Annotated in this window: 18 protein-coding genes; 6 read left to right on the top strand and 12 right to left on the bottom strand. The window is 62.7% G+C overall.

The window, feature by feature from the left end; genetic code table 11:
• Positions 1 to 259: 259 nt before the first annotated feature.
• Positions 260 to 2626 carry a glycoside hydrolase family 3 C-terminal domain-containing protein gene (locus ACMFWR_RS20355; RefSeq protein ID WP_413196501.1) on the bottom strand — a complete coding sequence of 789 codons (2367 nt, stop codon included), beginning with the start codon at positions 2624 to 2626 and terminating at the stop codon, positions 260 to 262.
• Positions 2627 to 2941: 315 nt separating this feature from the next.
• On the opposite strand from ACMFWR_RS20355, the gene ACMFWR_RS20350 reads away from it, so the two are divergent.
• Positions 2942 to 3673: an alpha/beta hydrolase gene (locus ACMFWR_RS20350; protein ID WP_413196500.1), complete on the top strand. Its 732-nt coding sequence runs from the start codon at positions 2942 to 2944 to the stop codon at positions 3671 to 3673.
• A 112-nt stretch (positions 3674 to 3785) separates the two neighbouring features.
• Here ACMFWR_RS20350 and ACMFWR_RS20345 read toward each other — a convergent pair whose 3' ends face one another.
• Positions 3786 to 4370 (bottom strand): hypothetical protein, encoded by a 585-nt coding sequence (locus tag ACMFWR_RS20345; RefSeq protein ID WP_413197299.1) that lies wholly within the window; start codon positions 4368 to 4370, stop codon positions 3786 to 3788.
• Between the two features lie 401 nt (positions 4371 to 4771).
• Here ACMFWR_RS20345 and ACMFWR_RS20340 point away from each other — a divergent pair, with 401 nt between their 5' ends.
• A complete protein-coding gene (locus tag ACMFWR_RS20340; protein ID WP_413196499.1) occupies positions 4772 to 5551 on the top strand; it encodes an acetoacetate decarboxylase in 780 nt (259 codons plus the stop codon).
• A gap of 75 nt (positions 5552 to 5626) precedes the next feature.
• The gene (locus ACMFWR_RS20335; RefSeq protein ID WP_413196498.1) at positions 5627 to 6952 is read left to right on the top strand and encodes a DUF3734 domain-containing protein; all 1326 of its coding nucleotides are present in this window, start codon (positions 5627 to 5629) and stop codon (positions 6950 to 6952) included.
• Here the strand turns inward: ACMFWR_RS20335 and ACMFWR_RS20330 are convergent.
• Complete coding sequence (locus tag ACMFWR_RS20330) at positions 6923 to 7738, bottom strand: TetR/AcrR family transcriptional regulator (protein ID WP_413196497.1); 816 nt, start codon at positions 7736 to 7738, stop codon at positions 6923 to 6925. The genes ACMFWR_RS20335 and ACMFWR_RS20330 overlap by 30 nt on opposite strands.
• 446 nt (positions 7739 to 8184) lie before the next feature.
• Between ACMFWR_RS20330 and ACMFWR_RS20325 the strand changes: the two genes are divergently transcribed.
• A complete protein-coding gene (locus tag ACMFWR_RS20325; RefSeq protein ID WP_413196496.1) occupies positions 8185 to 8595 on the top strand; it encodes a VOC family protein in 411 nt (136 codons plus the stop codon).
• An 11-nt stretch (positions 8596 to 8606) separates the two neighbouring features.
• On the opposite strand, the gene ACMFWR_RS20320 is transcribed toward ACMFWR_RS20325, so the two are convergent.
• Positions 8607 to 9695 (bottom strand): hypothetical protein, encoded by a 1089-nt coding sequence (locus ACMFWR_RS20320; RefSeq protein WP_413196495.1) that lies wholly within the window; start codon positions 9693 to 9695, stop codon positions 8607 to 8609.
• A 214-nt stretch (positions 9696 to 9909) separates the two neighbouring features.
• On the opposite strand from ACMFWR_RS20320, the gene ACMFWR_RS20315 reads away from it, so the two are divergent.
• Positions 9910 to 10560, top strand: coding sequence for a protein-L-isoaspartate(D-aspartate) O-methyltransferase (locus ACMFWR_RS20315; protein WP_413196494.1), 651 nt, complete (start codon positions 9910 to 9912; stop codon positions 10558 to 10560).
• A 39-nt stretch (positions 10561 to 10599) separates the two neighbouring features.
• Here the strand turns inward: ACMFWR_RS20315 and lpdA are convergent, their stop codons facing one another.
• The 6 genes from lpdA to ACMFWR_RS20285 form a co-directional block, all read right to left on the bottom strand.
• Positions 10600 to 12459 carry a dihydrolipoyl dehydrogenase gene (gene lpdA, locus ACMFWR_RS20310; protein ID WP_413196493.1) on the bottom strand — a complete coding sequence of 620 codons (1860 nt, stop codon included), beginning with the start codon at positions 12457 to 12459 and terminating at the stop codon, positions 10600 to 10602.
• Positions 12460 to 12546: 87 nt separating this feature from the next.
• Positions 12547 to 13347: an alpha/beta fold hydrolase gene (locus tag ACMFWR_RS20305; RefSeq protein ID WP_413196492.1), complete on the bottom strand. Its 801-nt coding sequence runs from the start codon at positions 13345 to 13347 to the stop codon at positions 12547 to 12549.
• On the bottom strand, positions 13344 to 14378 hold the full coding sequence (locus ACMFWR_RS20300; protein ID WP_413196491.1) for a M14 family zinc carboxypeptidase: 1035 nt from the start codon (positions 14376 to 14378) through the stop codon (positions 13344 to 13346). Before ACMFWR_RS20300 ends, ACMFWR_RS20305 begins: the two co-directional genes overlap by 4 nt.
• Positions 14379 to 14717: 339 nt before the next feature.
• Complete coding sequence (locus ACMFWR_RS20295; RefSeq protein WP_413196490.1) at positions 14718 to 15617, bottom strand: alpha/beta fold hydrolase; 900 nt, start codon at positions 15615 to 15617, stop codon at positions 14718 to 14720.
• 26 nt (positions 15618 to 15643) lie between these two features.
• Positions 15644 to 16870 (bottom strand): acyl-CoA dehydrogenase family protein, encoded by a 1227-nt coding sequence (locus ACMFWR_RS20290; RefSeq protein ID WP_413196489.1) that lies wholly within the window; start codon positions 16868 to 16870, stop codon positions 15644 to 15646.
• A 22-nt stretch (positions 16871 to 16892) separates the two neighbouring features.
• Positions 16893 to 17660, bottom strand: coding sequence for a histidine phosphatase family protein (locus ACMFWR_RS20285; protein WP_413196488.1), 768 nt, complete (start codon positions 17658 to 17660; stop codon positions 16893 to 16895).
• 179 nt (positions 17661 to 17839) lie between these two features.
• Between ACMFWR_RS20285 and ACMFWR_RS20280 the strand changes: the two genes are divergently transcribed.
• On the top strand, positions 17840 to 18790 hold the full coding sequence (locus ACMFWR_RS20280; protein ID WP_413196487.1) for a LysR family transcriptional regulator: 951 nt from the start codon (positions 17840 to 17842) through the stop codon (positions 18788 to 18790).
• A gap of 64 nt (positions 18791 to 18854) precedes the next feature.
• On the opposite strand, the gene pbpC is transcribed toward ACMFWR_RS20280, so the two are convergent.
• Together pbpC and ACMFWR_RS20270 are read right to left on the bottom strand one after the other, a co-directional pair.
• Positions 18855 to 21230 (bottom strand): penicillin-binding protein 1C, encoded by a 2376-nt coding sequence (pbpC, locus tag ACMFWR_RS20275; protein WP_413196486.1) that lies wholly within the window; start codon positions 21228 to 21230, stop codon positions 18855 to 18857.
• A 13-nt stretch (positions 21231 to 21243) separates the two neighbouring features.
• Positions 21244 to 26706, bottom strand: coding sequence for an alpha-2-macroglobulin family protein (locus ACMFWR_RS20270; RefSeq protein WP_413196485.1), 5463 nt, complete (start codon positions 26704 to 26706; stop codon positions 21244 to 21246).
• Between the last annotated feature and the right edge of the window lie 102 nt (positions 26707 to 26808).

The following is a 26808-nucleotide window of genomic DNA, read 5'->3' as shown; positions in this document are numbered from 1 at the left end:
GTCACCGCGATCACCACCGTAACTGTCAGCGTCAGAGCGTCCGTGCATTCGAGTGCTGTCCAAATTGGATTGCCATCCAATCAAGATTCGATTCGGACCCGATATCGGCATGCGCGCCGCGTCATAGCGCTTGACGACCGCGGCACCTGCCACGCGAAGCATGGTGCGTGCCTTGCGGTCAGGCTCCGTTCAGGCACAGCGGTCAGTGACGTGGACCGGCGGGTCGCAAGCGCCCTTCACCGGTCCAGCCACCTTGAGACTATGCGCTCAGGCGCGTTCGGGCAAGGTCGAGCATCTCGTCGAGGCGCGCTTCAGTCAGCTTGCCATGCGAAAAAGCACAGACTTTGATCGCCGGCATTTCATCGATAAATGCAAATGTCGACATCCGGGCCTTACGCGCCAGAACGATCTGATCCTGCGTCATCGTGCCTTCGTCATCGGCCGCCAGCAACGCACCGAAGCCGAGCGCGCGCACCAGTTCGACGTAAAACGCTTCGCCGCCGGGCACGTCCTTGAACTCTCCGACGAGCGAGCGGCGCGTGAGGGGTTTCACGCGTGCCTTGACGGCTTGCACGTCGATCGATGCAGTGAGCGGCAAGTCGCGCGACGATCCGCCACAACGCACATCGAACGTCCCGGATTTGACCGCCCACACTTCGTGATGGGCGTCGAAATACGCGAAATCGCGGCGGCTCAATACGAAACGAACGGTTTTCTGCTCGCCGGGTTCGAGCGATACCTTCTCGAACGCACGCAACTCGTTAACGGGGCGCACCACTTCCGGGCTGCGCTCGTGCACATAGAGCTGAACGACTTCCTTGCCCGCGACACGACCGACGTTCTTGATGTCGACTTCGACGGTCACCGTGCCGTCACGATCCGCGTCGAATTGCGCCGCGCCGATACGGATCGACGAATAGGCAAACTCGGTGTAGCTGAGCCCGAAACCGAACGGGAACAGGGGTTCGATGCGTTTGGCATCGTAATAGCGATACCCGACGAACACCCCTTCCCCGTACACCGCATGTCCCGCGCGGCCCGGGAAATTCGGGAATGCCGGCGTCTGCTCCAGCGTGTGCGGGAACGTTTCAGCGAGCTTGCCCGACGGATTTGCGCGGCCCGTCAATACGTCGGCGATCGCGCCGCCGCCCGCCTGACCGCCGAGCCACGCTTCGACGATACCGTTCACACGCGGCGCCCACGGCATCGAAACGGCCGAGCCGTTGAGCAGCACGACGACCACGTTCGGCTGCTTCGCAGCGATCGCTTCGATCAACTCGACGTGTCCGGGCGGCATGTCGATGGCCGCACGGTCGAAACCCTCCGATTCATAGCTGTCAGGCAGACCCGCAAAAATCACGGCGATATCCGCAGCCTGTGCACAGCGCACAGCCTCGCCGATCAGCGCCGCGGTCGTGTCGCCTTCACCGTCGTAACCGGCGGCATGGCTCAGCTGCGACGGGTCGACAAGCTTCGCCAACTCATCGAACGCGTTGCTCGTGTGTGTCGGGTTGACCATCGAGCTGCCCGCGCCCTGATAGCGCGGCGATTTGGCAAAGCCGCCGATCAGCGCGATTGTCTTGTTCCGCGCCAGCGGCAGGACGTTCTGATCGTTCTTGAGCAGCACAATCGCTTCGGCGCCAGCGCGGCGCGCCAACGCATGGTGAGCGTCGACGTCGAACGTCGGATTCGGCTTGCGTGCCGCGACCGCGCGCAGGATCAGCGCAGCGACTTCGGTCGCAGCGCGTGCGAGCGAGGCCTTTGACAGCCGCCCTTCGTTGACCGCCGCGATGATCTTCTTGCGGTTGTAATCGCCACTGCCGGGCATCTCGAGATCATTACCCGCTTCGACGCCTGCAACGCGATCGTTGATGCCGCCCCAATCCGAGACGACCAGGCCGTCGTAGCCCCAGTCGCGGCGCAGGATATCGGAGAGCAGATACGCGTTTTCCGATGCGTACGTGCCATTGACCAGGTTGTACGAGCTCATGACCGTCCACGGCTTCGCTTCGGTCACGGCGATTTCGAATGCCGTCAGGTAAATCTCGTGCAGCGTGCGCAGGTCGAGGTCGGAGCTCGTCGCCATGCGCTCGTCTTCCTGGCTGTTCACCGCGAAGTGCTTGAGCGAGGTGCCGACGCCCTCGGACTGCACGCCCTCGATATAGGCCGCGGCGAGGCGCCCCGCCAGAATCGGATCTTCCGAGAAGTATTCGAAATTGCGCCCGCCCAGCGGCGAACGCTTGATATTGATGCCCGGCCCGAGCAGCACCTGCACGTCGACCGCCTGGGCTTCGCGGCCCAGTGCACGACCGACTTCGCCGAGCAGATCCGTGTTCCACGTCGCGGCAAGCGCCGAAGCGGTCGGGAAACACGTCGACGGCACGCTCCCCTCTGCACCGGCGCTGTCGTTGCGACGGACTTTACGCAGGCCGTGCGGACCATCGGACAGCGCGATCGGCGGCAGACCCAGACGTTCGATGCCATGCGTCGCCCACCAGCCATCGCCGGACAGCAACAGGGCCTGTTCCTCGATCGTCATCTTCGCGACCCATTCGGCCGCCTGCTGCTTCGCGTTCGCTTGCGCGAGATCCATGCCTTGCTCCTCTCTTTTAGAAATCGTATTCATCTGCCCTCCTGCCCTGCGGCGGCTTGCATCGACTGCTGTGCGACTTGAATGAAAGCGCTTTCATTCCATTATCGCGTGCCGAACCGACGAACGCACTAGGCGTTTGTCTGGATCGCGACTATAGCCCAAAGCCCGCGCGGGGCGCGGTTCGCGCCGTCATCTCGTCCATTTGGCCGCCATGTCTCCACCATCTCGCCACCACCTCGCCATCTCGACTGTCACGGTTTCCGGAACAAACAGTCCGGTGATGGCGCATTTTTCATTGCGACACAAGCCAATACACTGGGGCCTCGTTCCCGTCCCTATGCCTTCACTATGACCACTGACACTTCCAAGCACGCCGAGCCTTCGACGAGCCGCGCGTTCGACCGGCTTGTCACCGACGTCGCCTCCGGCCTGTCCTACCGAAAGCGTGCCGCGACCGAAACGCTGGCAGCCGCCCGCGTGCTGCTGCTTCACGGCGTGGGTGGCAACGAGACGAACCTCGAGGCGCTGGCCCGCATGATCGACCCGCGCGTCGAAGTCTTGCTCGTGCGGGGTCCGTTGACGTTCGGACCCAGCCAATACGGCTGGTTCGAAGTGAGTTTCGCCGGCGGTTCGCCGGTCATCGACGCCGCGCAAGCCGACCGTAGCCGTACGCTGCTTATCGACCTCGTGCATGGCTTGCGCGAAGACCCCGGGCCCACGCCCGTGCCAACGGTCATTGCCGGCTTCAGCCAGGGCGGCATCCTCAGCGCAAGTGTCGGCTTGAGTTCGCCGCGAGATATCGCCGGATTCGCGATTCTGAGCGGTCGCATCCTGCCCGAGATCGCACCGCATATGGCGAGCCGCGACTTGCTGCGCACAGTGTCGGCTTTCGTCGCCCACGGCACCTACGATGCGAAGCTTCCCGTGCAATGGGCCGAGCGTTCCGATGCCCTGCTCGCTGCGCACGATCTTCGTCTGACGAGCCGACGCTACGCTGCCGGTCACGAAATCCCGACGGAAATGGCGAGCGATTTCATCGGGTGGCTCGATGTGACGTTGTCGCTAGCCAGCGGCGCGTGACGCACATGTCGATCCGCGGTGCTTCGTGCTTCGCGCGTTGCGAAAATGATGGCGGTTACGGTAGCGGATCAGGCCGGCGCGAGAAACTCCGCGCATGCGGCTTCATGGATATTCAGTTGGGATCCCCGGGCACCAGACGATCAGGGTTGGCCTGCGTCCGGTACGGCACATCCGGCGAATCGGGGTGCGTCGTCGTATTGTCGACAACCTCGTCGACGTCCGCCGTCTGACGCAGTACCGCCAGAAACTTCTTCTTGTCGAAATCCGGTGCGACACACCCCTGCACGTAGATCACACGGCTCTGGATCATGAGCCATAGCGTCGTGCGTTCCTTCCAGTGCAAGTCGAGCGTATCGACGTAACGCAGGCGTCGCTGGACGGTGTCCGCAATGTCCTTGTCGTAGTAGTACGCGTTCATCAGGCGACAGCGTCCTTCCGACCAACAATTGTTACCGTGTTCGATACGGTTGTGAGAGTTCGCGAGCCATTCCTTGTCCGTCTGCATCGGACCGAGCGGGACCGGGCACGAGGCGATGCCCTTCGAGACGGACAGAAACGGATCGTCGCCGTGATTCGTGCGAACTTCGTCGGCTCGCGCCGGTGCACTTTTCACCATACCCGCGACTGCAATACCCGCCGCCATCAGCGTGACAAACGACATGCAAGCGAAACGCAAGGCGCGCCAATCACTGTGCATATCCACAAGCAACCTGCGAATCGTCACAAGGAATCTGTGCTTTTTTACAGGCAATCTGCGATTCGACATCATGATCTGGAATCTCACAGCCGCTCCTCTGCAATAACGCGCAAATCGCTTTAGAGTCCGCAACGTTCCGGGTGATTCGCCTCGACGCGATGCGCGCGGCGCGACCCGTAGCGCATGGCATACCACCCTCAATTTTGCTTCGGGATCTTGAGGACTGACATCTTCCTGCAATGTTGACGCTCGTCAATATTGGCGCAGTGCACGACACAAGGTCATGTCGCGAATCACGCAGGCGTATGCGCCAGACCGTTCAATTTCGGCAACAGTGTGTTCCGTTGACGTTGCGGCGCACAAATCCTACAGTGAAGCACTTTCGAACGACGGAGGTTCCGATGAAGATCGACCAGATCCGCAAGAACGCTTACGCGATGCCGTTTCACAACCCGTCCTATCCGAAGCCGCCGTTCCGGTTCGTCAATCGCGAGTATTTCATCATTTCGTACGAGACCGATCTCGACGCATTGCAGGCGGTCGTGCCGGAACCGCTGCGCGTGGACAGCGGACTCGTGCACTACGAATTCATTCGCATGCCGGACTCGTCGGGCTTTGGCGATTACACGGAAAGCGGTCAGGTGATCTCCGTCGTCGACGAGCACGGCAACAAGGGCAGCTACACGCACGCGATGTATCTCGACGATGAAGGCCCGATCGCCGGCGGCCGCGAAATCTGGGGCTTTCCGAAGAAGCTGGCCACGCCGCGTCTGTCGGTCGATGGCCGCGACACCCTGCTCGGCACGCTCGACTACGGTACGCAGCGCATCGCCACGGGCACGATGGGCTACAAATTCCGCGAACTCGATATCGAAACCGAACGTCGCAAGCTCGCCGAAACGCCGAACTTCCTGCTGAAAGTCGTGCCGCACGTCGACGGTTCGGCGCGTGTATGCGAACTCGTGCGCTTCTACCTGCGCGATGTCTCGGTGCTCGGCGCATGGGAAGGCCCCGCCGCGCTCGAACTGCATGCTCATGCACTCGCTCCCGTCGCGGACCTGCCGGTCAAGCGTGTCGTCGGCGCGCGTCATATCATCAGCAACCTGACCCTCGATATCGGCGAAGTCGTCTACGACTATCTGGAGCCGACCGAGTACGTGAAGCTGGCTGCCAACGACTGAAGGCGTCCCGCAAGCGGTACCGTTGAACATCGGCGGGCCTCGCCCGCCGATGCACACAAGAACAAAGGAGCACGCGTGCGCACAAGCCAACGTAATCGAACCCCGAAGACACTGTCCTTCGATCTGCCCCGTTATGCCGAGATCGCACTCGTGCTTCAGGGCGGAGGCGCACTGGGCTCTTACCAGGCCGGTGTGTATGAAGGCCTTGCGGAGGTCGGCGTGCATCCGAGCTGGATAGCCGGCATTTCGATCGGTGCGTTGAACACCGCCATCATCGCGGGTAATGCCCCCGAGGATCGCGTGCAAGCGTTGCGCGAGTTCTGGAATACCATCTGCCAGCCCGCCGACAGTTTCGGCGCATGGGCGGCCTACGCGGCCGCGTCGCTCGGCTACGCCGATCACGCGCGCAAATGGGCCAGCATGTGGTCGGCAAGCCGCACGCTGACCGAAGGTCAGCAAGGCTTCTTTACGCCACGTGTGCCTTTGCCGATCGCGGGCTTCGACAAACGCAAGCCCAATGAGGTCAGCTTCTACGACACGAGCGCGCTGCGCAAGACGCTGCTCGACTATGCCGACTTCGATCGCATCAACAACGGCGATGTCCGTGTCTCGGTCGGTGCGGTCAACGTACGCAAGGGCAACCTTGTCTACTTCGACAACACCAAAATGTGCCTGGAGCCTGAACACTTCATGGCATCCGGGGCCCTGCCTCCCGGATTTCCTGCTGTCGAGATCGATGGCGAGTACTACTGGGATGGCGGTCTCGTTTCCAATACACCGCTGACCGAGATCATCGAAGACAACCAGCACAAAGACACGCTGGTCTTCCAGGTGGATCTGTGGAGTGCGCGAGGCAACCTGCCGGGCGACTTTCCCGATGTGTCGGAGCGCACCAAGGACATTCAGTTTTCAAGCCGTACGCGCGCCATCACGAACATGCTGTCGGCCAAGCAGAAGCACAAGCGTCTGCTCAAGGAAATGATCGAGCTGCTTCCTGCCGATATCGCCCGCAATCATCCTCACGTACGTGAAGCCATGGATCTGGCGGACGGCGGCGCGATCAATATCGTGCACCTGATCTACAACAACAAGTTCTACGAAGGGCACTACAAGGACTACGAGTTCAGCTTCGATACGCTGGGCGAGCACTGGTGCAGCGGGCTCGAAGATATTCGCCGCTCATTCACTCATGCGGATTGGTTCGATGTGCCGAGCCGCGAACTCGGCTTTGCAACCCACGACATCCACCGCCACGCGACGCCGCCGGGCGCACAAACGCCCGGCGAGCAAGCGGCCGACGATCAGGCGGCCGACAATCAAGCGGCGGTCTCGCAACCGATGGACGACGATGGTGCCGCAGGTACCGGGGGCTTAGCTGCTGATCAGCTCTTGCCCAGATAGCTCAGGTTCCTCGCGCGGCGTCTCATTCGCCGCTGCGTAGAATCGGCCTTCGTCGGAGCGCAAGTTGAGCGCCCACGCGGGCTTCGGACCCTCGATGGCGCCGGTGATCCAGTCGTGCAGATATTTCGTCGAAAACGCGACCCCGCGCGCCGCCACTTCGGGCGAGCAACCGATACTCGCCAGCGCCATGCGAACCGCCGCGTTCATGTACGTGTTCGGGTCGGGCAAGCCCTGGCGGATGGTCTGGATGGCACGCACCTTGGCGCCCACGAGAAAGTCCGCCGCGACGCGCGCGTCGTCAAACGAAAACTGCCCCTTGTTACGGCCGTTCTCGAGGTCGGCGCTCATATACATCGCAACCATGGTCGTATGCGGCCACGCGTCGATGCGTAACAGGAAACCGGCCCACTTCGAGTCGATGAGCGCACGCAGCAGGAACACACGAAACCCGACGGACGTGCGCTGCCACGGCTCAGTGAGCACGTCGTAGATCGGCAACACGCCGGTCGCCATCTCGTCGTTGAATGCCTGGCCGACGGCGGCGAGCACCTGGTCCAGCGAGTCGAAGTAGTTGTAAAACGTGCCGCGCGACACATTGGCTTCGCGGATCACGTCATCGATAACAGGCGCAGGCTTCGATTCATCCGCGAACACCCGCATCGCGGCGTCGAGCAACCTCGCACGCATCATCACACGCTTCTTTTCAGCGACGACCGAACGATGATCCGTCACTTGTACCCCCAACTTTGTCATGGCGAGCCGCGCATTGCCCGGCCCGATGTTCATCAATCATCCTGACGCAGCGTCAGAATGACAAATTGTATGGGGTCTTCCCGAGTGTGTTCACATACAGGGAAACCCTAATCCCACAGCACTTGCTTCCGGCAATGTATTCGTGAATGGCATGACGCCCTGTCGCAATGACAAAACCGTCAATCAAGTGCCGGGTGCGTATGATTTCCGATTTCGGGCCATTGCGCAATCAGCGCAGGCGTTCGTCTGCAACACATTGCGCGCCACGCTACGATTCGCCCTTGCACCTGAGCGATGACGCAACACCGGCTCGCCGTGCATGACGGACTTGAAGGACGTGAGGCACATGACGCACGTGACGCACGGCGAAGGACGCGACGCGCCATGCCGGACGAGACGCCTCACGAAACGAAGTACACGACATGCCAACGCATGTTGCACTTTCCCCACTGACCCATAAGCACAAGACCGAGGTCCCCATGAGCACCGACGTGACCACGCAGGGCATCCACCACTTAGGCCTGACCGTGCGCGACCTCGCCGCGACTCGCGCGTTCTTTGTCGATTGCCTGGGCTGGAAGCAGGTCGGCGAGAAGCCGGACTACCCGGCCGCTTTCGTCTCGGATGGCACGATCATGCTGACGCTGTGGCAAGTCCAGGCCGCGGACGGCGGTGTGGCGTTTGATCGCAAGGCCAATGTCGGCCTGCATCACCTCGCGCTTCGCTGCAAAGGCGAAGCCGCGTTCAAGGAGACCTTCGAACGCGTGTCGGCATGGCCTGGCGTCAAAGTCGAGTTCGCGCCCGAGCCGCTCGGCGCAGGTCCGGTCCATCACACGATGATCACCGAACCCGGCGGCATCCGGATCGAATTCGACTTCGATCCGCGTTAGGGCGCTTCGGGTTAGTTCGCCGGGATCGTCACGATCGGCGCCTTGGAATCCTGCGTCGCTTCGGCGAGCGCAATGATGTTCTGAACGACCGTGAACGCGTATTTCGAATCGAAATCGGTGCGGTCGATCCAGTACCAGTCCGAGCCGTATTCGACCGCGACATACGCGTCGCCCGGAACACTCCCGCCCACATGGACCACCACAGTCGGCCGCGTTTCGCCACCCACGAGCGAGACGGTCGGCTTGGTGGCGCCGCTGTCGATGGAGGCCTGCGGCACATCGACCTGTGCGCCGAGATTCGTCAGGATGCCGAGCACCGAGCGCGTGACGATCGGAATCGTATTGCCGCGGGCGGGCGTGCCCGACGGCGATGCCGACACGATCTCGTAGTTCGCGGTCGTCCCGGACAAATGCAACAGGCGGCGCACGGTATCGATATCTGCGCGGTTCTGCGCGGGCTCATTGGTCGCCGTGCCACCCAGCGTCAGGTACACGTGCTGGACTTTGTCGATTTCCTTGTACTCGAGCGTGAGCTCACCTGCGAGCTGCAATGAGCGCAAAGCACGAAGCAATTCGAAAAACCCGGGCGATCCCGCGCTATTGACGCCGCCGAGCGGAGAAGCGTTCTGCAGGTCTCCGACCGACTGAACCGCGACGCGCAATAGCAGATCGATCGGCATCCCGCTATCGGCAAGCGGCAACACCAGCGACGAAGGTAAAGGCCGGATATACGCGGTCGCGTAAGCCTCACCAGTCACCGGCGTGAAAGTGAACGTCGGATGGTTCGCATATGACACGGTCGCAGTCGCCGATGCATAGTTGGGCACGGAACCCGAACCGAGATTGACGGTCGGGCCGCCGCTTGCGTCAAGGTTATACGCCGCGATGATCTGGCTCACGGTCACGAACGACGGCGAGTCGCCGAAACGAAGGCCGACAACCGTTGCCAGTATTTCGCGTTTTTTCGCGTCTCCAAGCGCGCGTTCATAGTTGACCTGGTCGGCGCGCAGCCGCGAGGGACCGACGGTTGCGCATCCGCCGAGCACCACCACACAGGTACTCGCCACCGCGACATAGCGTGCAAAAGAGAAAGGCGTCATTGCAATGATTTCAAGGAAGGTTTTCCACAAACGCCAGCCTTGGCAGCAAGACCCATACCTTGCATTCGCTTAACGGAGCAGCACCGTGCGTGAGACGCGTCTGAATCGAAGTGCGCGTACATTGCTTGAATCGGAAACCGGACCGGGCCGAACGCCTGCGGATCGCACGACGTTTGCTCCGTTTTCGAGTGTCCGGCATCCCCGCTTGAGCGCCATGTCTGATCCCGACTCCGTTCGCCATTCGATGGTCGAACATCAACTTGCGGCACGCGGCGTGAAAGACGCACGCGTGCTCGATGCAATGCGTCGCGTACCGCGTCATGCGTTCGTGCCTGACGGACTCAAGGACTGGGCTTATTCGGATTCACCGCTGCCTATCGGCGAGGGACAGACGATTTCGCAGCCGTATATCGTGGCATTGATGACCGAAGCGGCGCAGCTGGGCGCCGACGATCGCGTGCTCGAAATCGGAACGGGATCGGGATATGCGGCCGCGGTGCTGGCCTCGATCGCGGCGCGCGTCGATACGATCGAGCGCCTTGAATCACTGGCCATTCACGCGCGTCGTGTGTTGCACGAACTGGGTTTCGAGAATGTCGAGGTGCATCTTGCCGACGGCACGCTGGGGCTTGCCGAGCGCGCACCGTTCGACGCGATTATCGCGAGCGCCGGTGGGCCCGAAGTGCCCGACATATTGCGCTCGCAGCTCGCCGTCGGCGGACGCCTCGTGATGCCGGTCGGATCAGACAAGGACTATCAGCGGCTCGTGCGCGTGCGCAGAACATCGGTCACGGCATTCGATACGGAGGATCTTTGCGGCGTCCAGTTCGTTCCGCTGATCGGAGCGCACGGCTGGCAAGTCTGAGGGCAGACCGCATTGCACGGTCCGCCCTCAGACCGCGCGTCAGATATTAAGCGCGCGCTTCGTGACCGCGAGCGAAGCCTCGCGCACGACTTCCGACAGCGACGGATGCGGATGGCAGATGATGCCGATATCCTCCGACGCCGCCTTGAACTCCATTGCAACGACCGCTTCGGCGATCAGATCGGACGCGTTCGCGGCAATGATGTGACAGCCGAGCAACTCATCGGTCGTCGCATCGGCGATCATCTTCACGAAGCCGTCGGTCTTGCCGATCCCGAGCGCGCGGCCATTGGCCATCATCGGGAACTGGCCGGTCTTGTAAGCGCGCCCTTCTGCCTTGAGTTGCTGCTCGGTTTTGCCGACCCACGCAATCTCGGGCTCCGTGTAGATCACCCACGGGATGCAGTTGTAGTCGATATGCGGCTTTTGCCCCGCAATGACTTCGGCGGCCATCACGCCTTCGTCTTCGGCCTTGTGCGCAAGCATCGGCCCGCGCACGACGTCGCCGATCGCATAGACGTTCGGGACACTCGTCTTGCAGTGATCGTCGACCGGAATGAAGCCGCGCTGGTCGGCAGCGAGCCCGACGTTCTCGAGCCCGAGCTGATCGGTGTTGGGCACACGCCCGATCGACACGATCAGGCGGTCGGCATCCAGCGTCTGCGCCGCGCCGTCCTTGTCGGTATAGGCGATGGACACGCCTGATTTGCTTTGCTTGACGTCGCCGATCTTGACGCCGAAGTGGACCGTCAATCCTTGCTTCTTGAAGAGCTTCGCCGCTTCTTTCGACAACGACTCGTCGCACGCGCCGAGGAATTCGGGCAACGCCTCGAGCAGCGTGACTTCGGCGCCAAGGCGGCGCCACACCGAGCCAAGCTCGAGACCGATCACGCCGGCGCCGATGACTGCGAGCTTCTTGGGCACGGAATCGAACGACAGTGCGCCTTCGTTATCCGACACGATCTTGTTGTCGACCGGGACATTCGGCAAATGACGCGCCTTCGAACCCGTGGCGATGATCACGTCCTTCGCGCCGACGACCTCGGTGTCGCCTTCCCCGCTGACTTCAACGGCCACGCCGTTGGCCGTGCGACCCAGCAATTTGCCGTGCCCCTTGAGCCACGTGATCTTGTTCTTGCGGAACAGGAACTCGACACCGCCTGTGATCTTCTCGACGATCCCGGCCTTGCGCCCGATCATCTTGCCGATATCCAGCGTCAGATCACCGACGCCAATGCCGTGGTCGACCAGATGGTGCTTCGCGTTTTCGTATTCTTCGGACGACGCAAGCAAAGCCTTCGACGGAATGCAGCCGACGTTCAGGCACGTGCCGCCGAGCTTGAGCTTGCCTTCGGGGTTTTTCCATTGCTCGACGCAGGCCACGGTCTTGCCGAGTTGCGCGGCGCGAATGGCGGCGATATATCCGCCCGGTCCGGCACCGATCACAACGACATCGAACTCTTTGGAGAGCGCCGCCGTGACCGATTTCGCCGTGCCCGCTGCGGGCGACTGCGTCGATGTCGCGTGTGCGGCCGGAGCTGCCGCGGCCGCCGGCGCTGCTGCCGCAGGCGCGGACGCCTGGCTTTGGGTCTGGGTTTGGGTTTGGGTCTGGGTTTGTGCCGGGGCTGCCGCAGCGGGCGCCGCTACCGCCGCGCTGGCGTCGGTATCGACCACCGCCAGCAACTGATCGACGACGACCACGTCGCCGGTCTTGGCGACTACCTCGGCGAGCACGCCATCGGACGGGGCCGGTACTTCGAGCACCACCTTGTCCGTCTCGAGCTGAACAAGAATGTCGTCCTGAGCGACTTTCTCGCCGGGTTTCTTGTTCCATTCCAATACCGTTGCCTCAGAGACCGATTCGGAGAGCTGAGGCACCTTGACTTCGACGCGCGCCATGTTGAATTCCCTGTATAGGTGGTTTCTACATCGAGTTACATCGATCCAAACCGGATGATGATACGCGCGGTATGCGTTACGAGCAGTTCATGCCGCGGATGCGGTAACCACTTCTGGTTGGCGCTGGCGTTCGGCGAGCCAGTTTTGCACGGACTCGCTGGTCCATACCGGGTCGTCGTGCGGAAGGTCGTGACCGGCGCGCGGATGCTCGAGGTGCTCGGCGCCCCAGCTCGATGCAATGCGTGCCGAACACACCGGATCGACAAGACGATCGCGCGCCGATGACAAAATCAACGTCGGACAATTCGGCGCCGAGCGATCCGCCTCGAAACGTGCGGCCGCGTAGAGCTGCCGCAGGCCATTGTGCGCGGAGACTGGCCGGGTATGGCGGATCTGCGTCCACGTGTCGATATCGCGTTCACGTTGCGCGTGCTCCGCGCAGGTCAGCGCATGAATGCCCTGCTCACAGGCGCCGGCGCGCCCCCAGTTGGCGACCACCCACGCAAGCCGCGGCCACGCACTGATGCGCAAGCGTTCGGTGGTGCGGCAAAAGGGCCGCATGCTCGTATTGATCAGTACGAGACGCTCGATCTCCTCGGGATGGTGTTGGGCCCATGCGGTCGCGACCATGCCACCCAACGACATGGCGAGCACTCGGTACGGCCCACCGGAAGTCCGCTCGGCAGCGGTCGTACGTATCGCGGCGACATACTGCGCGACACGTGCCGGGCTGCGCGCGGCGTTCGCATCGCCATTGCCCGGCAATTCGAGCGTGACGAACTCCGCACCCGGATCATCACGCGTCCCGATGCGTCGAAAGTGTTCGAGAAATTCGCCCCAATGACGCGCTTCCCGCGTCAGGCCACGCAACAGGATCCACGTACTCATCGGGCAGCGGGTCGTTGCCAGTGCGCGCTCGCGCATTCAAGAATGCGCTGCCGCGTGTCGTCATGCGGCAACCAGCGGCTCGACGCGAACGCAGCGCGCGTGACGAACTCGAGGAAATTCACATGCCTGCGCAATACGCGCCGCGTGCGATGCGCCTTGATCGGATTGAAGATGCCGAGCCGCGTGAAGAGTTGCCGCGGATTTTTCCGGATCCACCGCCACGAGCCGAGTTCGAGCGTCATCGGCAGAAAGATATTGGGCGGCGTCGTCGCGTCGTAGGCGTAGTCCCAAAGATCGCCGTGCAGGCGATATTGATGGCTCTGCGGCTCGAACGCATAGCCGTGATGCGGGTAGGCGCGTTCGAACATCGTCTTGAGCAAGTACATCTCGGGCAGATGCATCATCTGCTGATCGGTCCGCGCATACGGAAACCAGATACTGTCATCCCATCCAAAACCCGAATGACAGTCGACCGCGAAACTCAACGGCCGCGACATCAGCTCGGATTTGACGACGTCGATCAACGCAGTGCTTTCGAGTTCCATGCGCGAATTCACTGGCCCGCGATACCACGGCAGCCACGGACCGATGCGTTGCCCGCCCGCGAGAAACGGCACGTGACCCTCGGCGTTTTGCGGTGCGTTGCGCATGAGGTCGACGCCGTTCGGGTTCGCACGCGTGTTCAGAAACATGCCGCCCGGATTGACGATCGGGAAAAAAATCAGCCGGATCGATTGCAATTGCGCCGCGAGCAGATCGTCCCATTCGAGGCGTTCGAGCAGCGCGCGCATATATTCGAGCACGAGCTGTGTGCCGATTCTTTCAAGACCATGAACACCGGCGAAGAACCCGATGGCCGGCGCCTGTGGATCACTCGAACCGATCGAAGCCGTGACAAGCGGAAACGAGCGCGCGCCCGCGCGCACCTCTGACACGGTTTTCACTTCGAGCCGTGTGGAGGCCGCATCCAGTATCGAGTTGAATTCGTCGTATTCGGAAAACGTATCCGAATCCCATGCTGGCCTGGTCATCGCGTCGCCCTTGATGGTGCAGCGTACTGCCACGTACCCGGCCGAGTATAGCTCGCGCCAATAAGCGCGCGCATGGGGAAAACCGCAGGTGATGCGGCGAAAACACAATATACGGTTATTACGGTTTTTGACGTGAGCCACAAAACGTCGGATGCGCGGAAAGCGCACATCACGGCTGACGGTATGTGACAGTGCCATATGACAACGCGCCGTCAGGAGTCCGATGTCCCTGGCCCGATGTCCCAGGTCCGACGTCCCGAGCCGGAGAACTGAATCCGATATCGGGATCCCGATTCAGCACGCCGATATCAGGAACGCCATGGTGCGACCTTCGACGGCTTACTGAACCGCAAGCGAATCGACGCACAGGCGTTCGAGAAAATCGTCGATCAGCGCGTTCACTCGCTCGGGGAATTCGTGGTGCACCCAGTGCGAGCCCTCGGCGATCCGCTCGACACGCAGATCCGGCACACACGCGTCGAGGCCATTGAGCAGCCCCGTCAGCAGCGCCGTATCGCGCTCGCCCCAGACGACCATGGTCGGCACGTTGACCTGATGATTGCGCGCATCGAGTTCGAAGTCTTCGACGTTGGGCTTGCCGCATGCGGGCGGTACGAGCTTCGTAGCGCGATACCAGTCGAGTCCGCCGGTCAGGGCACCCGGTTGTTTCCAGGCGGTCAGGTAATTCTTGCGCACCTCGCGTGTCACACGATGCCCGCCGATATCCCACGAGTCGAACATCGTTTGCAAACGCGCGAAGTCGTCTTCGCTCAGCACGCGCTCCGCCTTGTCGCTTCTAAACAGCGTGAAGTAGTCCATCGCCTCGCGTTGCGCAGGGTTCTCGCGCAACTCCCGATGCAATGTATAGGCGTGCGGCGCGTTGATGATGACGAGCTTGCGAATGAGTTCAGGAAAACGCGTGGCGAATTCCCAGACCATCGCGCCGCCCCAGTCGTGCGCCACGATATGGACGGGGCCGCCGAGGTGTTCGACGAATTCACGCAGATCGCCGACGATATGCTTGGCCGAGTAGGCGGAGACAGGAATCGGCTTGCTCGACAGGTTATATCCGCGCAGGTCGACGGCCACGCAGCGATACGCCTTCGACAGCGCGTCGATCTGCGCCTTCCACCCGTACCAGAACTCCGGAAAACCGTGGACGAACAGGATGGTTGGGCCCTCGCCCTGACTCACGTAATGCAGGTTGACTTCGGAGAGCTGGGCATAGTGATGTTCCATGGTCTATCTCCTTGGGCGCCGATCGATCAGCGCGCACTGCGATAACGGGACAGCTCGAGCTTCGCGATCTGATTGCGATGCACCTCGTCGGGACCGTCGGCGATGCGCAGCGAACGTGCGGCCGCGTAAGCGTGAGCCAGAAACCGATCCTGCATGCCGTAACCGCCGCACGCCTGGATGGCCATGTCGATGACCTCGCACGCCATATTCGGTGCGGCGACCTTGATCATCGCAATCTCGCGCAGCGCCGCCTTGTTGCCGAAGGCGTCCATCTTGCGCGCCGCATGCATGACGAGCAATCGCGTCTCGTCGATGGCGATACGCGCGTCGGCGATGCGCTGCTGAGTCACGGTCTGATCGGCGATCGACTTGCCGAACGCGACGCGCGCAAGACTGCGCCGGCACATGATTTCAAGCGCGCGTTCGGCCAGACCGACCAAACGCATGCAGTGATGAATGCGCCCGGGACCGAGACGTCCCTGCGCGATCTCGAACCCGCGCCCTTCACCAAGCAGCATGTTTGCCGCGGGCACGCGCACGTTGTCGAACACGATCTCGGCATGACCATGCGGCGCATCGTCGAAGCCGAGCACCGGCAAATGACGCAGGATATTGACGCCCGGCGTGTCGCGAGGCACAAGAATCATGGCTTGCTGACGATGACGCTCGACCTCGTCCGGGTTGCTTTTGCCCATGAAGACGAAAATCTTGCAACGCGGATCGTTCGCGCCCGATGTCCACCATTTGCGGCCATTGACGACATAGTCGTCGCCGTCGCGCACGATCGAGCTTTCAATATTGGTGGCATCGGATGACGCAACAAGCGGTTCGGTCATTGCAAAGGCCGAGCGGATTTCACCGCGCAGCAGCGGCTCGAGCCACGCCTTTTTCTGCTCCGGCGTGCCGTATCTGACGAGCACTTCCATATTGCCGGTGTCGGGGGCCGAGCAATTGAAGACTTCAGGCGCCCAGAGCACGCGTCCCATCAGTTCGCATAGCGGCGCATATTCCGCGTTCGTCAGGCCGGCACCGAGTTCGGAGTCAGGCAAAAACAGGTTCCAGAGCCCTTCCGACTTCGCGCGCGCCTTGAGTTCCTCGATCAGGGCGATCGGTTGCCAGCGGTCGCCGTCGGCCACTTCGTGGTGGTACCGGTCTTCATTCGGATACACATGCTCGTCCATGAACGCGGCAACGCGTTCGCGCAAGCTTGCAGCGCGCTCGGAGAGTTCGAAGTGGATGTGCGGGTCATTCATCAGAGGTCACCTTCAAGGGGTTCTAGCGATACGTGAGCCAGCCCGGCTCGCGTGCCCATTCGAAATGTGCGGTGCTGTTCAGGTAGCCCAGGCCGCGACGTCCTTTTGTAAAGAGCAAACGGGTCACGCCGGTATTCGCGAGCGACCAGTTGAGTTCACGCGTAGCTTTGTCCGTCAGATCGAGCACGTGCTGGCACATGGCCGAAATCGTGCCACCCGACGTGAAGACCACGATCGACTTCGACGGATCGCGCCCATCAGTCAACGACTCCAATGCGTCGACGCAACGAAGCCGGAACGCACGCCACGATTCGTCATAGTCGCTGTCGTGTTCGCCGCTCATCCACCGTCCCGTGGCCAGCGCGAACACGCGCTGAAGCTCGGCGGACGACATCACGGCCGAACGAGCCGCTTCGGCATCAGCGGCGGCGCCTTCCGTCGCAACGATGGACGCCGATACATTGCGGTACACGTCCATCACTTGCGCGTGATCGAATTCGTTCAGGCGCGCGTCGATCGTCAACGTGTCGATACCGGGTACGGTCCGCGCCGCGCCATCGTTCGCATCACTGTGCGCGCCATCGTCCGCACCGAACGCCGCCATGCAGTGGCTTGCGGTTTCGCGGTGGCGGCGCATCGCGCCCGACACGATGCGATCGACCGGCGTGCCGCATGCCTTGAACCAGCGCCCGAGCAAGCCTGCCTGCGTCGCCCCGAGTGCCGAAAGCCGGTCGTAGTCTTCCGCACCGAACGACGCCTGGCCGTGCCGCACCAGATAAAGCTGTCCCATACATGTCCCTCAATGCAACGCGATGTCCCGTACCGCAAAGCGATGTTCGCTAACGCAACGCCGTGCCTTCCGATGCACCGCGACTTCCGCTAACGCACCGCGATGTCTTCATGTGCATAGACTACGGACACGCCTACAATGAGGCAAATGAATAGTTTGAAACGCCACCCACTCATCTCATGCATATATCGCGGATCGACCTGAACCTGTTTGTCGTACTCGACTGCATCTACACGCAGGGCGGCATCACGCGAGCGGCGGACCAGTTGAACCTGAGCCAGTCGGCCGTCAGTCACGCACTCACGCGACTGCGCGAACTCCTCGGCGATCCGCTGTTCGAACGCCATGGCCACGCGATGGTGCCGACGCCCTTTACGCGATCGATCATCGCGCGCGTGCGCGACGCGTTGCGCACGTTCGAGCTCACGCTCCATGAAACGAACCAGTTCGACGTCGAATCGACCGTCAAGCGTTTCACGCTCGGCGTGCGCGATGTCCTTGAGTCGGTCGTGCTGCCGCCGGTCATGAAGCAGATCGTCGGTGCTGCGCCATCGATCGATGTCGCGACAGTGCATCACGAGCGCCGGACCATCGAAGCAGATTTGCTGTCGGGTGCCATCGATGCGGTGATCGACGTGGCGCTGCCGATTCCGCAGACGGTGCGCACGATGCGGCTCGCCTCCGACGAGCTCGTCGTACTGAGCCGCCGCGGACACCCGCGCGTCGGCAAGCGTCTGTCGCTCGACGATTACGTCGCCGAACAGCACGTGCTGGTGACGAGCCGCCGTCGCGGCCTCGGCATGGAAGATATGGAACTGGTGCGCTCGGGCCTGCAGCGGCACGTGCGGCTGCGGTGCATGCACTATTCGGCGGCGTGCCGCGTCGTCAGCCAGACCGATTTGCTGCTGACGATGCCAGGCCGGCATGCACGGCTGATCAACGAGTCGTTCGGCAACACCGTGCACGCGTTCCCGCTCGACTCCGCAGCCGCCGACGCGTATCTGTATTGGCATGCGAATGCCGATGGCGATCCGGCCAATCAGTGGTTCCGCCAACGCCTTGTCGAAGCGTTCGAAGGCGAGACCCCTTCGCGAACTCGAAAGCCAGGCGCGGCGCAGCGACGCGCATAAGAGCGCATCCGCTCACCCATGAAAGTCCGGAGATCGACGCCGCTGCGTACTTGACGATCCAAGCTCACTGCACGCTGAGCCGGATCCGGTCGAACTGCCCTTTGCGGTCGAACGCTGTAATCGCATAGTCGCCGGGCTGCGCGAGTTCGATCGTTCGGCCTTGCGACGCATCGGCGGTGCCGACGAGCACCCCGTTGACGACCCAGCCAATCGCGCCTTGCGCGCCGCTCGTACTCAAATGCAACCGCGGCGACGTGCCACCGTAGATGCGATGGATCGCCTCGCCGTCGCTCGCGCCGACGATAGCCAGTTGTGCGCCGTTTGCCGCTGCACGCTCACATCCATCCTGCCAGCGCGGCACGCCTGCATGGCGTGTGTTTTCATCGAGCCAAGGCTGCAGCCGTGTCGGCCATAGCGGACTTTCGTTTGCGACGAGCGGATCGCGCGTGCACTCGGCATTGGCACGCAGGCCTGTCACGCGATCGACGCTATAGCGCAGCACCGGCTCGCCAGTGCGCATCGGATCGGGAAACGTCGGCGGCGCCAGACCGTCGAGCAACCATGCCGTGCGCTGGACGGCGCACAGATCGGCCGGCTGCGCACTCGCCTCGGTCCCGAGCGGCCAGCAGATCCGTGCCTGCGTGACACCCGGCGGCGGCACACGCACGCTGTCGTGCACGGAGCCCGGCACCATCGCGAATACATTCATCAATAGCGGCGCCGCGGCATTCGCGCCGAAATACCCCGGGTTGGGCGTGCCATCGGGGCGACCGATCCACACGCCGACCGTGTAGCGGTCCGTTACCCCGATCGCCCATGCGTCGCGAAAGCCGTAGCTCGTGCCGGTCTTCCAGGCGACGCCCCGCGTCGTCGCGCGTTCGCCGATCGCACGCGCAACAGGACCGCCTGTCTCGAGAATGTCGCGCACGATGAATGCAGCACCCGTGCTCATCATCCGGTGCGTTTCGAGCGGCGTGTCGGGTGTGAGCCGGGGCACGCCGCCTACACCACCACGCGCAAACGCAGCGTACGCCCCGACAAGGCTTTCAAGCGAGGTATCGGCGCCGCCGAGAATGACCGAAAGATTCGGTGTCGCTCCGCGTGGAAACCGCAGCGTCAGGCCGCCTTCGCGAAGCTTGTCGACGAAACGGTCCGGCCCGTACTGATCGAGCACCTGCACTGCCGGCACGTTCAGCGACGCAGTCAACGCCTCCGACACGCTGACCGCACCATGAAACGATTGCTCGAAGTTCCCCGGCTGATACCCGCCGAATGACTGGGGCACATCGGATAGCAGCGACTCGGAGTGGATCAGTCCGGCATCGAGCGCAAACCCATACAGGAACGGCTTGAGCGTCGAGCCCGGCGAACGCTGCGCGCGCACCATGTCGACATAACTGAACCGGTTGGCATCGCCAAAATCGGCCGACCCCGCATAAGCACGTACTTCGAGCGTGGCGTTCTCGAGTATCAGTACGGCGATCGACGCGTGACGCGGCAACGTGCGCGTCTGATCGAGCAACAGCGTTTCAAGACTGGCCTGCATGTCCGCGTCGATCGTGCTGACGACGCGAAGACGGCCGCGAGCCACATTCTTGAGCCGCTCGGCAAGCAGCGGCGCGAGCATCGGCTCCCGCACGGTCTGCGCAAAGACGGGCTCGGTCAACGCATCCTGAATCGCATCGGCCGGCCAGCGATCGGCAAGACGACGCAGGACCTTGTCGCGCGCGCGTTGCGCATATTGCGGATACCGGTCGGGGCGCAGCAACGATGGGGCTTGCGGCAGGACGGCAAGCATCGCGGCCTCGGCATACGTCAGTCGTGCCGAGGGCTTGCCCAGATACGCACGGCTCGCAGCTTCTACGCCTTCGAGTACGCCGCCCATTGGAGCGTAGTTGAGGTAGAGCGTCAGGATTTCACGCTTCGAGTCGTGCAGCTCGAGCTGAAACGCGCGCAGGATCTGACGGCATTTGCCGGCCAGCGAACGCGGCGTCGGGTCGATCATGCGCGCGACCTGCATCGTGATCGTCGAACCGCCCGACACGATATGGCCGTGCACGGCCCATTGAAAAGCCGCGCGGACCAATGAAAAAGGATTCACGCCGGGGTGCCACCAGAACGCGCGATCCTCGTAGCCGATCAGGGCTTCGACATAACGCGGCGACACATCATCGATCGTCACCGGGCTGCGCCACACGTGATACGTGTCGGGGAACGCGCGCAGCGGCGTACCGTCGCGCGCCGTCACAACGAGCGCGAACGGCGCGTTGCGGCCCGGCTTCGGCAGCGGATACGCATGATCGAGCGCCGCCGCACCGGTGATCAGCACGATGACCGCACCGAACGCGATCCGTACCGAGAGCCGCCGGGTCGCCCGTCGCGCAAAGCGAAGCGCGCACGCAGCGCACGCTTTCAGCCGCTCGATCGTTCCGATGGCCACGGCCCGACGTCTCCTAATGCCCCGACGAAGCGGGCGCAGCGGATGACGCGGACGCTGCGGACGACACGACGGGCGCAGGCGATGCGGGGGCGGCGGACGACGCAGCCTGCACCCCCGATGCCGCGGATGCAGCCGGAGCCGCCGCGCCACCCGACGATGCACCCGAAGCCCCGCCCGACGATGCAGCCGCCGACGCACGCGTATCGATGACCGACATCTTCGACTTCGGATCGAGAATGCCGAACACTTGCGGCCGGTACATATCCTGCGCGAACACCGGCGGCACGTTGAACTGCCCCGGCGTCACGACCCGCGCCCGATAGAACAGGTTCAGGGACCCCGACCAGCCGATCTGCACCGCGGCCGCGAACCGGTCGTCGCGGAACTCCACGTGCTTGATGCGCGGACTGCTCATCGCTTCGGTCACGTCGACATCGCCGACCTTGATACCGTTGCCCGTTTCTCCCTGAACGAGATTCTCGTTTTCGACTTCGAGACCTGCCGGCACGCGATCGACCACCAGCGCCGAGTTGACGACGTTGGCCGATGCTGCCGTCAAGTGCACGAGCACGGTATCACCAACCTTGAGCGGGCCATCGAGCGCCGTACCGTCGGCCTTCAGGTACTCACGCGTCAGCTTGATCTGCTCACGCTTGTCCGGCGGCATCGAAGGCGACTGCACGGGGTTCCCGCTCAAGGCGAGCTCGACGAACAAGCGCTGATCCGATCCGTTCTGAATCGTGACGCCCTGTGCGATCTGGTCTGCGGTCACGTCGACATACGACGACTTGTCGTCCACGGTCTTCGACGGCCCGCCGCTCGCGCCGTTGCCCGCAATCGTCGCCGACCACGGCTTCTGTTCGCGGTTGCCGAGAATCTGCCCGAGGCGGAACAGCGCAAGGCGGTCTTGCGTGCTGTAGTACCACGGCGCACGCGACACCATCGCATTCTGGATACGCCCGAGCAGACCGGTGGCCGTATCACCCGCGATCATATGTTCGCGATCCAGCAACACATATTCCATCGTGGCGTCCCGCAGTTCGCTGCCGTAGTCCCACCACCAGTAACCGACGATGCGCTGCTTCGCGATGCCCTCCTTGATCGCCTGCTGGCTACGGGTCTGATCTCCCATCAGATTGAGTGCAATGCCGAGTTCGACGAGCGGCAGCCCCGAATTGGCATAACCGCGTTGATCGAACAGTTGCCGCAGCGTCCCCACCGGCGCCTTGCGTTCCCGCGCAAGCACATACGACGCGAGCACGAGTGCTTCGAGGTTGCGGTTATTCGCCGCGTAGTTGTCGATCAGTGCTGGAATGTCGGCCGGCGTCACATGGTCCGGCAACGGCCGGATATTGCCGCTGCCTTCCTGAACAGCGTGCAGCAGATACGCCATCGCGCGGTTATACATCGAGTCGGGCACGCCAAAGCCCTGCGTCCGCGCATCCTGCAGGAAACCGGCGACATACGCCGAGAGCCACAGGTCGGCATCGCCCGAGCCCCAGAGACTGAAGCCGCCATTGGCCCCCTGATAGCCGCCGAGCTTGCCGAGCGCGAAATCGATACGCTGCGCACGCTGGTCATGTGTGTACGGCTTGAGGCCATATTGGCGTGCTGCGGCTTCATCGACATAGAGCCACGGATAGGCGCTGCTCGTCACCTGTTCGGCGCAGCCGTACGGGTATTCGAGCAACCACTTGACCGCCGAACGCACATCGATAGGCAGCCGGTCGGACACGACGAGATGGCCCGTCACCGATCCCGGGTACAGCCCTGCAACGGTCGGATCGTGAATGGGCAACGACGCGCCCGGCTCGACCGTAAAGCGTTGCACGACCGGCGTCGTCGGCGTCGGCGCTTCGACTTCAAGCGCGTAGTGGCGCGTCAGTGACACATTCGGGCCTTTGACCGTCACATCGATCGCATGCAGGCCGACGATTTCGCCCGCGATCGCATCGAGCCTCAAGGTCTGCTTTTGCTGCGGCTTGAGCGTAACGGTGCGAGGCGCGCCGCCCTGCACGGTCAGGCCATTGTCGCCATGCACTTCGACCGAGAAATCGCCAGCGGCGCCGGTGAGGTTCTGCAGATCGAGCGCAATCGTCGAATGGTCGTCGAAGTTCAGGTAACGCGGCGTCGAGAGTTCGGCAATGACCGGTGCCGCGACGATCATGTCCTGGCTATGACTGCCGAACGTGTCCGCACCCGCAACCACGGCACTCAGGCGCAACGTGCCGTTGAAGTCCGGCAGCGCCACCGGAATATCCGCTTCTCCGTTCGCATCGAACTGTACCGGCCCGTTGAACAGATCGACGAGCTTGACCTTCTTCGGCATCTCCGAGGTCGGCTTGGGTGTCGTGTCGCCGCCCCATTTGAGTTTGCCCTTCTTGCCCGCCATCTTCTCGATCAGGTTGCCGTAGATGTCGTGCAGATCCGCGCCATAGCGCAGCTTGCCGAAGAAGAATCCGAACGGATCGGGCGTCGGGAACTGCGTGATGTTCAGGATGCCGACGTCGACGGCCGAGAGCGTGAGCAACGCGCTCTGGTTACCCTGGCCGGCCTGCCCCTTGAGCTGCGGCACCTTCACCTTGACGTGCACGAGCGTTTCGGACCTGGCCTTCGGCGGCGCCTCGATATTCACGTCGAGCTTGCGATCGGCGCGCGCGAGCGGCAATGCGATCACGCCCAATGCGCGCGCGGGCGTCACCAGATCGCCCTCGTTGCCGGGTCGCAGCACCATGACCGACACGTAGAGATCGTGCCGTTGCCACGCCGGGTCGACAGGAATGTCGACGACCTGATTGGCCGCATCGACCTTCATGCGTTTGGACCATAGCGTGCGATCGCCGTCCACGGTGATCAGTGCAACACCCGCATGAGGTGGCGTGATCGTCAGATGCGCCGTGTCGCCACCGCGATAGCCGTCGTGGTCGAGCTTGAGCGCCACGCGGTCCGGACGCATGCCGGCGGTTTCGTCCTGCTGTGCCGACCACCCCGCATAGAAACGGTAAATCTGCGTGAGGCCAGTCGCCGGATCGGTGATTTCAAGCCTGTAGCGACCGTATTTGACCGGCACGCGCAGATGCCCGCGGCCCGTTGAAGGAACGCTGACCGAGCCCGTATAGGCGAGCTGGTCGTTCTCCGTATAACCCGAATTCCAGCCGCGCTGGTCGTCGAAGCGCCAGTAATACTGGCGTTCCTCGAGAAAGAGCCGATACGGCATGGCGGCCTCAGGCTTCAGGTTGCCGTTTTCATCGGTTCGGATGATTTCGAAGTCTGCCGGTGAGTCTTCCGGTGCGTAGTCGCCGGTGAACAGCGGACGCACCGCGGTCAACACGGGGGCCGGCCAGATCGTGCGTTCAATGTTGCGGATCACAGGACGGCCGCCAGACTCGAGCAGACTCACCGTGGCTCGCACCGTGACTGGCGAATGCGTGCCCGATGCGGGGTCGACCGGAATCTCGATCGAACCCCGGCCATCGTCGTCAAGCGTCTGGTCGTCGAACGGTTGATGTGTCTGCAGGCTGTCGTCGTTCGCGTCACCGAACTCGAACCCCGGATAGCGCGCCTCCAGCGGGTTCTTGTTCCGCGAGAACTCGGCGAGTCCCATGATGGTGTTGCCGGCCGCCGGAGCACCGTACAAATAGGTGCCCTTGACCGAGACCGTGAACGGCTGGCGCGGCTTGAGGCTCGTGACTGGGTTGGTCAGCTCGAGTTTCATACGCTCGGGCAGAAACTCTTCGACGTGAAGCGGCAGCGTCGTGTTGGCCTCGTCGCTCGCGGGGTCGCTGCGCAACTCGAGCGACCATTCGCCGGTCGGCGCGTCGGCCGGCAGCGCGATCGTCTTCTGGAAATAGCCGCGATGCGCGGGGTCCGGCGCCCACATCGCGACCGATTGCGTCTTGCCGTCGGCACGGCGCAGCGTCGCCTGGATCGGCTGCGTCGGCACCGGGTGACCGTCAGCGTCGCGCGCGAGCACGGACACATCGAAGGTCTCGCCGGGCCGGTACAGATCGCGCCCGCTCCATGCGAACAGGCGCACCGGCGAATAGCCAAGCCCGGTCACGTCGAACTCGGACAGGTCGAGCGCCGCGCCCCGTACCGCGAGCATCGACATCTGCCGGTCCTTCTGCGCGAGGATCGCTGCGGCGCCCGCCGGTTGCGAGACAAACGACGTATGGCCATCGCCATCGGTCGTACCGCGTGCGAGTACCCGGCCGCGCTTGTCGACCCACGTGAGGTCGACGCCGGACACGGCGCTACCGTCCGTCAGCGAACTCACATACGCCTCGGCGTGTTGCTCGAACAGACGGATGTGCAGCCCGAGATCGCTGACGTAGAAATAGGTGGTCTGGTATTCGTAGCCGAACCGTCCAGGGCGCGACATGATCGCGATATAGATGCCCGGATCCTTGAGCGGCTTGATGTCTTCGACGGGCAGGAACGTCACGCTGCGCTTGTCGGTCTGTTGCTCGGTCAGGAAGCGTCCGTGATAGACGCTGTCGGTCATTTTGTGAAGCTGATCGAGCGACCAGATCGATACGGCGCCATGCAGGCCGCCCTGCAATGCGCCGTTGTCGCTGCTGCCCGAGTCGGCGCCCTGATCGCCCTGATTGCCCGCGTCGCCGCTGTCGTCGTCACCATTGCCCGAGCCTGAGCTTCGCTGTTGCCGCCCGAGCATCGCATCGAGAAAACGCGGCAGCTGGTCATTGCGTACGCGCAGGAACTGCACATCCACCTCGGGCACATTGACCGTGACCACCGGCAGCCCGCCGTTCTGCTTCGCAGGCAACACCATGCCGCGGCTCGCGAAATAGTAGGCAGGACTCACGGCCGGCGTACTGATCGAATACCGGGTCTCGTGGCCGAGCGTGCGTCCGTCGGCGGCCTTGACCGTGTCCATGACCTGGACGACGTAGCGCGTGAGCGGCTGGACATGAGGGAAATACAGCAGGCGCGGGTTGTCGCCGACCACCCAGCCACCTTGCACGGGTGTGCCGCCGGTCAGGTCGGTCATCGCATCGGACGTGCTGACCTCGCTCGCAGCCGATGCCGGCTGGCCGTCCTGGCCATTGCCGCTGCTGTTGCCATTTTCGCCGGCGTTGCTATCCGTATCATTGCCGGTATCGCTTCCCGCATCGGAACCGCCGCTTGAATCGTTGCCGGCGCTATCGTCAGAAGCCGTGTTCGCACCGTCCTTGCCTTTGGCCTTGACCTTGGCCGGCGGCATCTTGAGCACGCGAATGACCTTGTCGTATTCGCCCGACGCGGAAAGCGGTTGTGAGAACGTCAGCGCAATCGCAGGTTGTCCTTCGTATTCGCGATTGGCCGCATCGACCAGGGTAAAAGGCGCATTGGGGTTCGCACCGCCCTCCGCCTCGGGCGTGGCCGTGCCCCGCCGGTAATGAATGACCGCGAACACTGCGAGCGCAGCGATGATCACAATCAGGACTGCGGCCAACCAGCGTACGCTTCGGGTCATGTTCGTCAGTGCGTGATGTTGTTCGGACTTCGGACGAAGACTGCGGTTGCTGGGGCGATTCTACCGTGACACATCGTGACATCACTTGTTTCGCCGTTGAAA

Origin of the sequence: Pararobbsia alpina (assembly GCF_965118125.1) — a bacterium.
Taxonomy (GTDB): domain Bacteria; phylum Pseudomonadota; class Gammaproteobacteria; order Burkholderiales; family Burkholderiaceae; genus Pararobbsia; species Pararobbsia alpina_A.
This window is presented reverse-complemented; position numbering and strand designations above follow the sequence as displayed.

What these genes read in the sequence shown, in the direction of transcription:
- ACMFWR_RS20355 (WP_413196501.1), bottom strand. Translation starts at nt 2,626, where the DNA reads ATGAATACGATTTCTAAAAGAGAGGAGCAAGGCATGGATCTCGCGCAA.
- ACMFWR_RS20325 (WP_413196496.1), top strand. Translation starts at nt 8,185, where the DNA reads ATGAGCACCGACGTGACCACGCAGGGCATCCACCACTTAGGCCTGACC.
- ACMFWR_RS20340 (WP_413196499.1), top strand. Translation starts at nt 4,772, where the DNA reads ATGAAGATCGACCAGATCCGCAAGAACGCTTACGCGATGCCGTTTCAC.
- ACMFWR_RS20345 (WP_413197299.1), bottom strand. Translation starts at nt 4,370, where the DNA reads ATGCACAGTGATTGGCGCGCCTTGCGTTTCGCTTGCATGTCGTTTGTC.
- ACMFWR_RS20280 (WP_413196487.1), top strand. Translation starts at nt 17,840, where the DNA reads ATGCATATATCGCGGATCGACCTGAACCTGTTTGTCGTACTCGACTGC.
- ACMFWR_RS20330 (WP_413196497.1), bottom strand. Translation starts at nt 7,738, where the DNA reads ATGAACATCGGGCCGGGCAATGCGCGGCTCGCCATGACAAAGTTGGGG.
- ACMFWR_RS20350 (WP_413196500.1), top strand. Translation starts at nt 2,942, where the DNA reads ATGACCACTGACACTTCCAAGCACGCCGAGCCTTCGACGAGCCGCGCG.
- ACMFWR_RS20315 (WP_413196494.1), top strand. Translation starts at nt 9,910, where the DNA reads ATGTCTGATCCCGACTCCGTTCGCCATTCGATGGTCGAACATCAACTT.
- ACMFWR_RS20320 (WP_413196495.1), bottom strand. Translation starts at nt 9,695, where the DNA reads ATGACGCCTTTCTCTTTTGCACGCTATGTCGCGGTGGCGAGTACCTGT.
- ACMFWR_RS20285 (WP_413196488.1), bottom strand. Translation starts at nt 17,660, where the DNA reads ATGGGACAGCTTTATCTGGTGCGGCACGGCCAGGCGTCGTTCGGTGCG.
- lpdA (WP_413196493.1), bottom strand. Translation starts at nt 12,459, where the DNA reads ATGGCGCGCGTCGAAGTCAAGGTGCCTCAGCTCTCCGAATCGGTCTCT.
- ACMFWR_RS20300 (WP_413196491.1), bottom strand. Translation starts at nt 14,378, where the DNA reads ATGACCAGGCCAGCATGGGATTCGGATACGTTTTCCGAATACGACGAA.
- ACMFWR_RS20270 (WP_413196485.1), bottom strand. Translation starts at nt 26,706, where the DNA reads ATGACCCGAAGCGTACGCTGGTTGGCCGCAGTCCTGATTGTGATCATC.
- ACMFWR_RS20295 (WP_413196490.1), bottom strand. Translation starts at nt 15,617, where the DNA reads ATGGAACATCACTATGCCCAGCTCTCCGAAGTCAACCTGCATTACGTG.
- ACMFWR_RS20305 (WP_413196492.1), bottom strand. Translation starts at nt 13,347, where the DNA reads ATGAGTACGTGGATCCTGTTGCGTGGCCTGACGCGGGAAGCGCGTCAT.
- ACMFWR_RS20290 (WP_413196489.1), bottom strand. Translation starts at nt 16,870, where the DNA reads ATGAATGACCCGCACATCCACTTCGAACTCTCCGAGCGCGCTGCAAGC.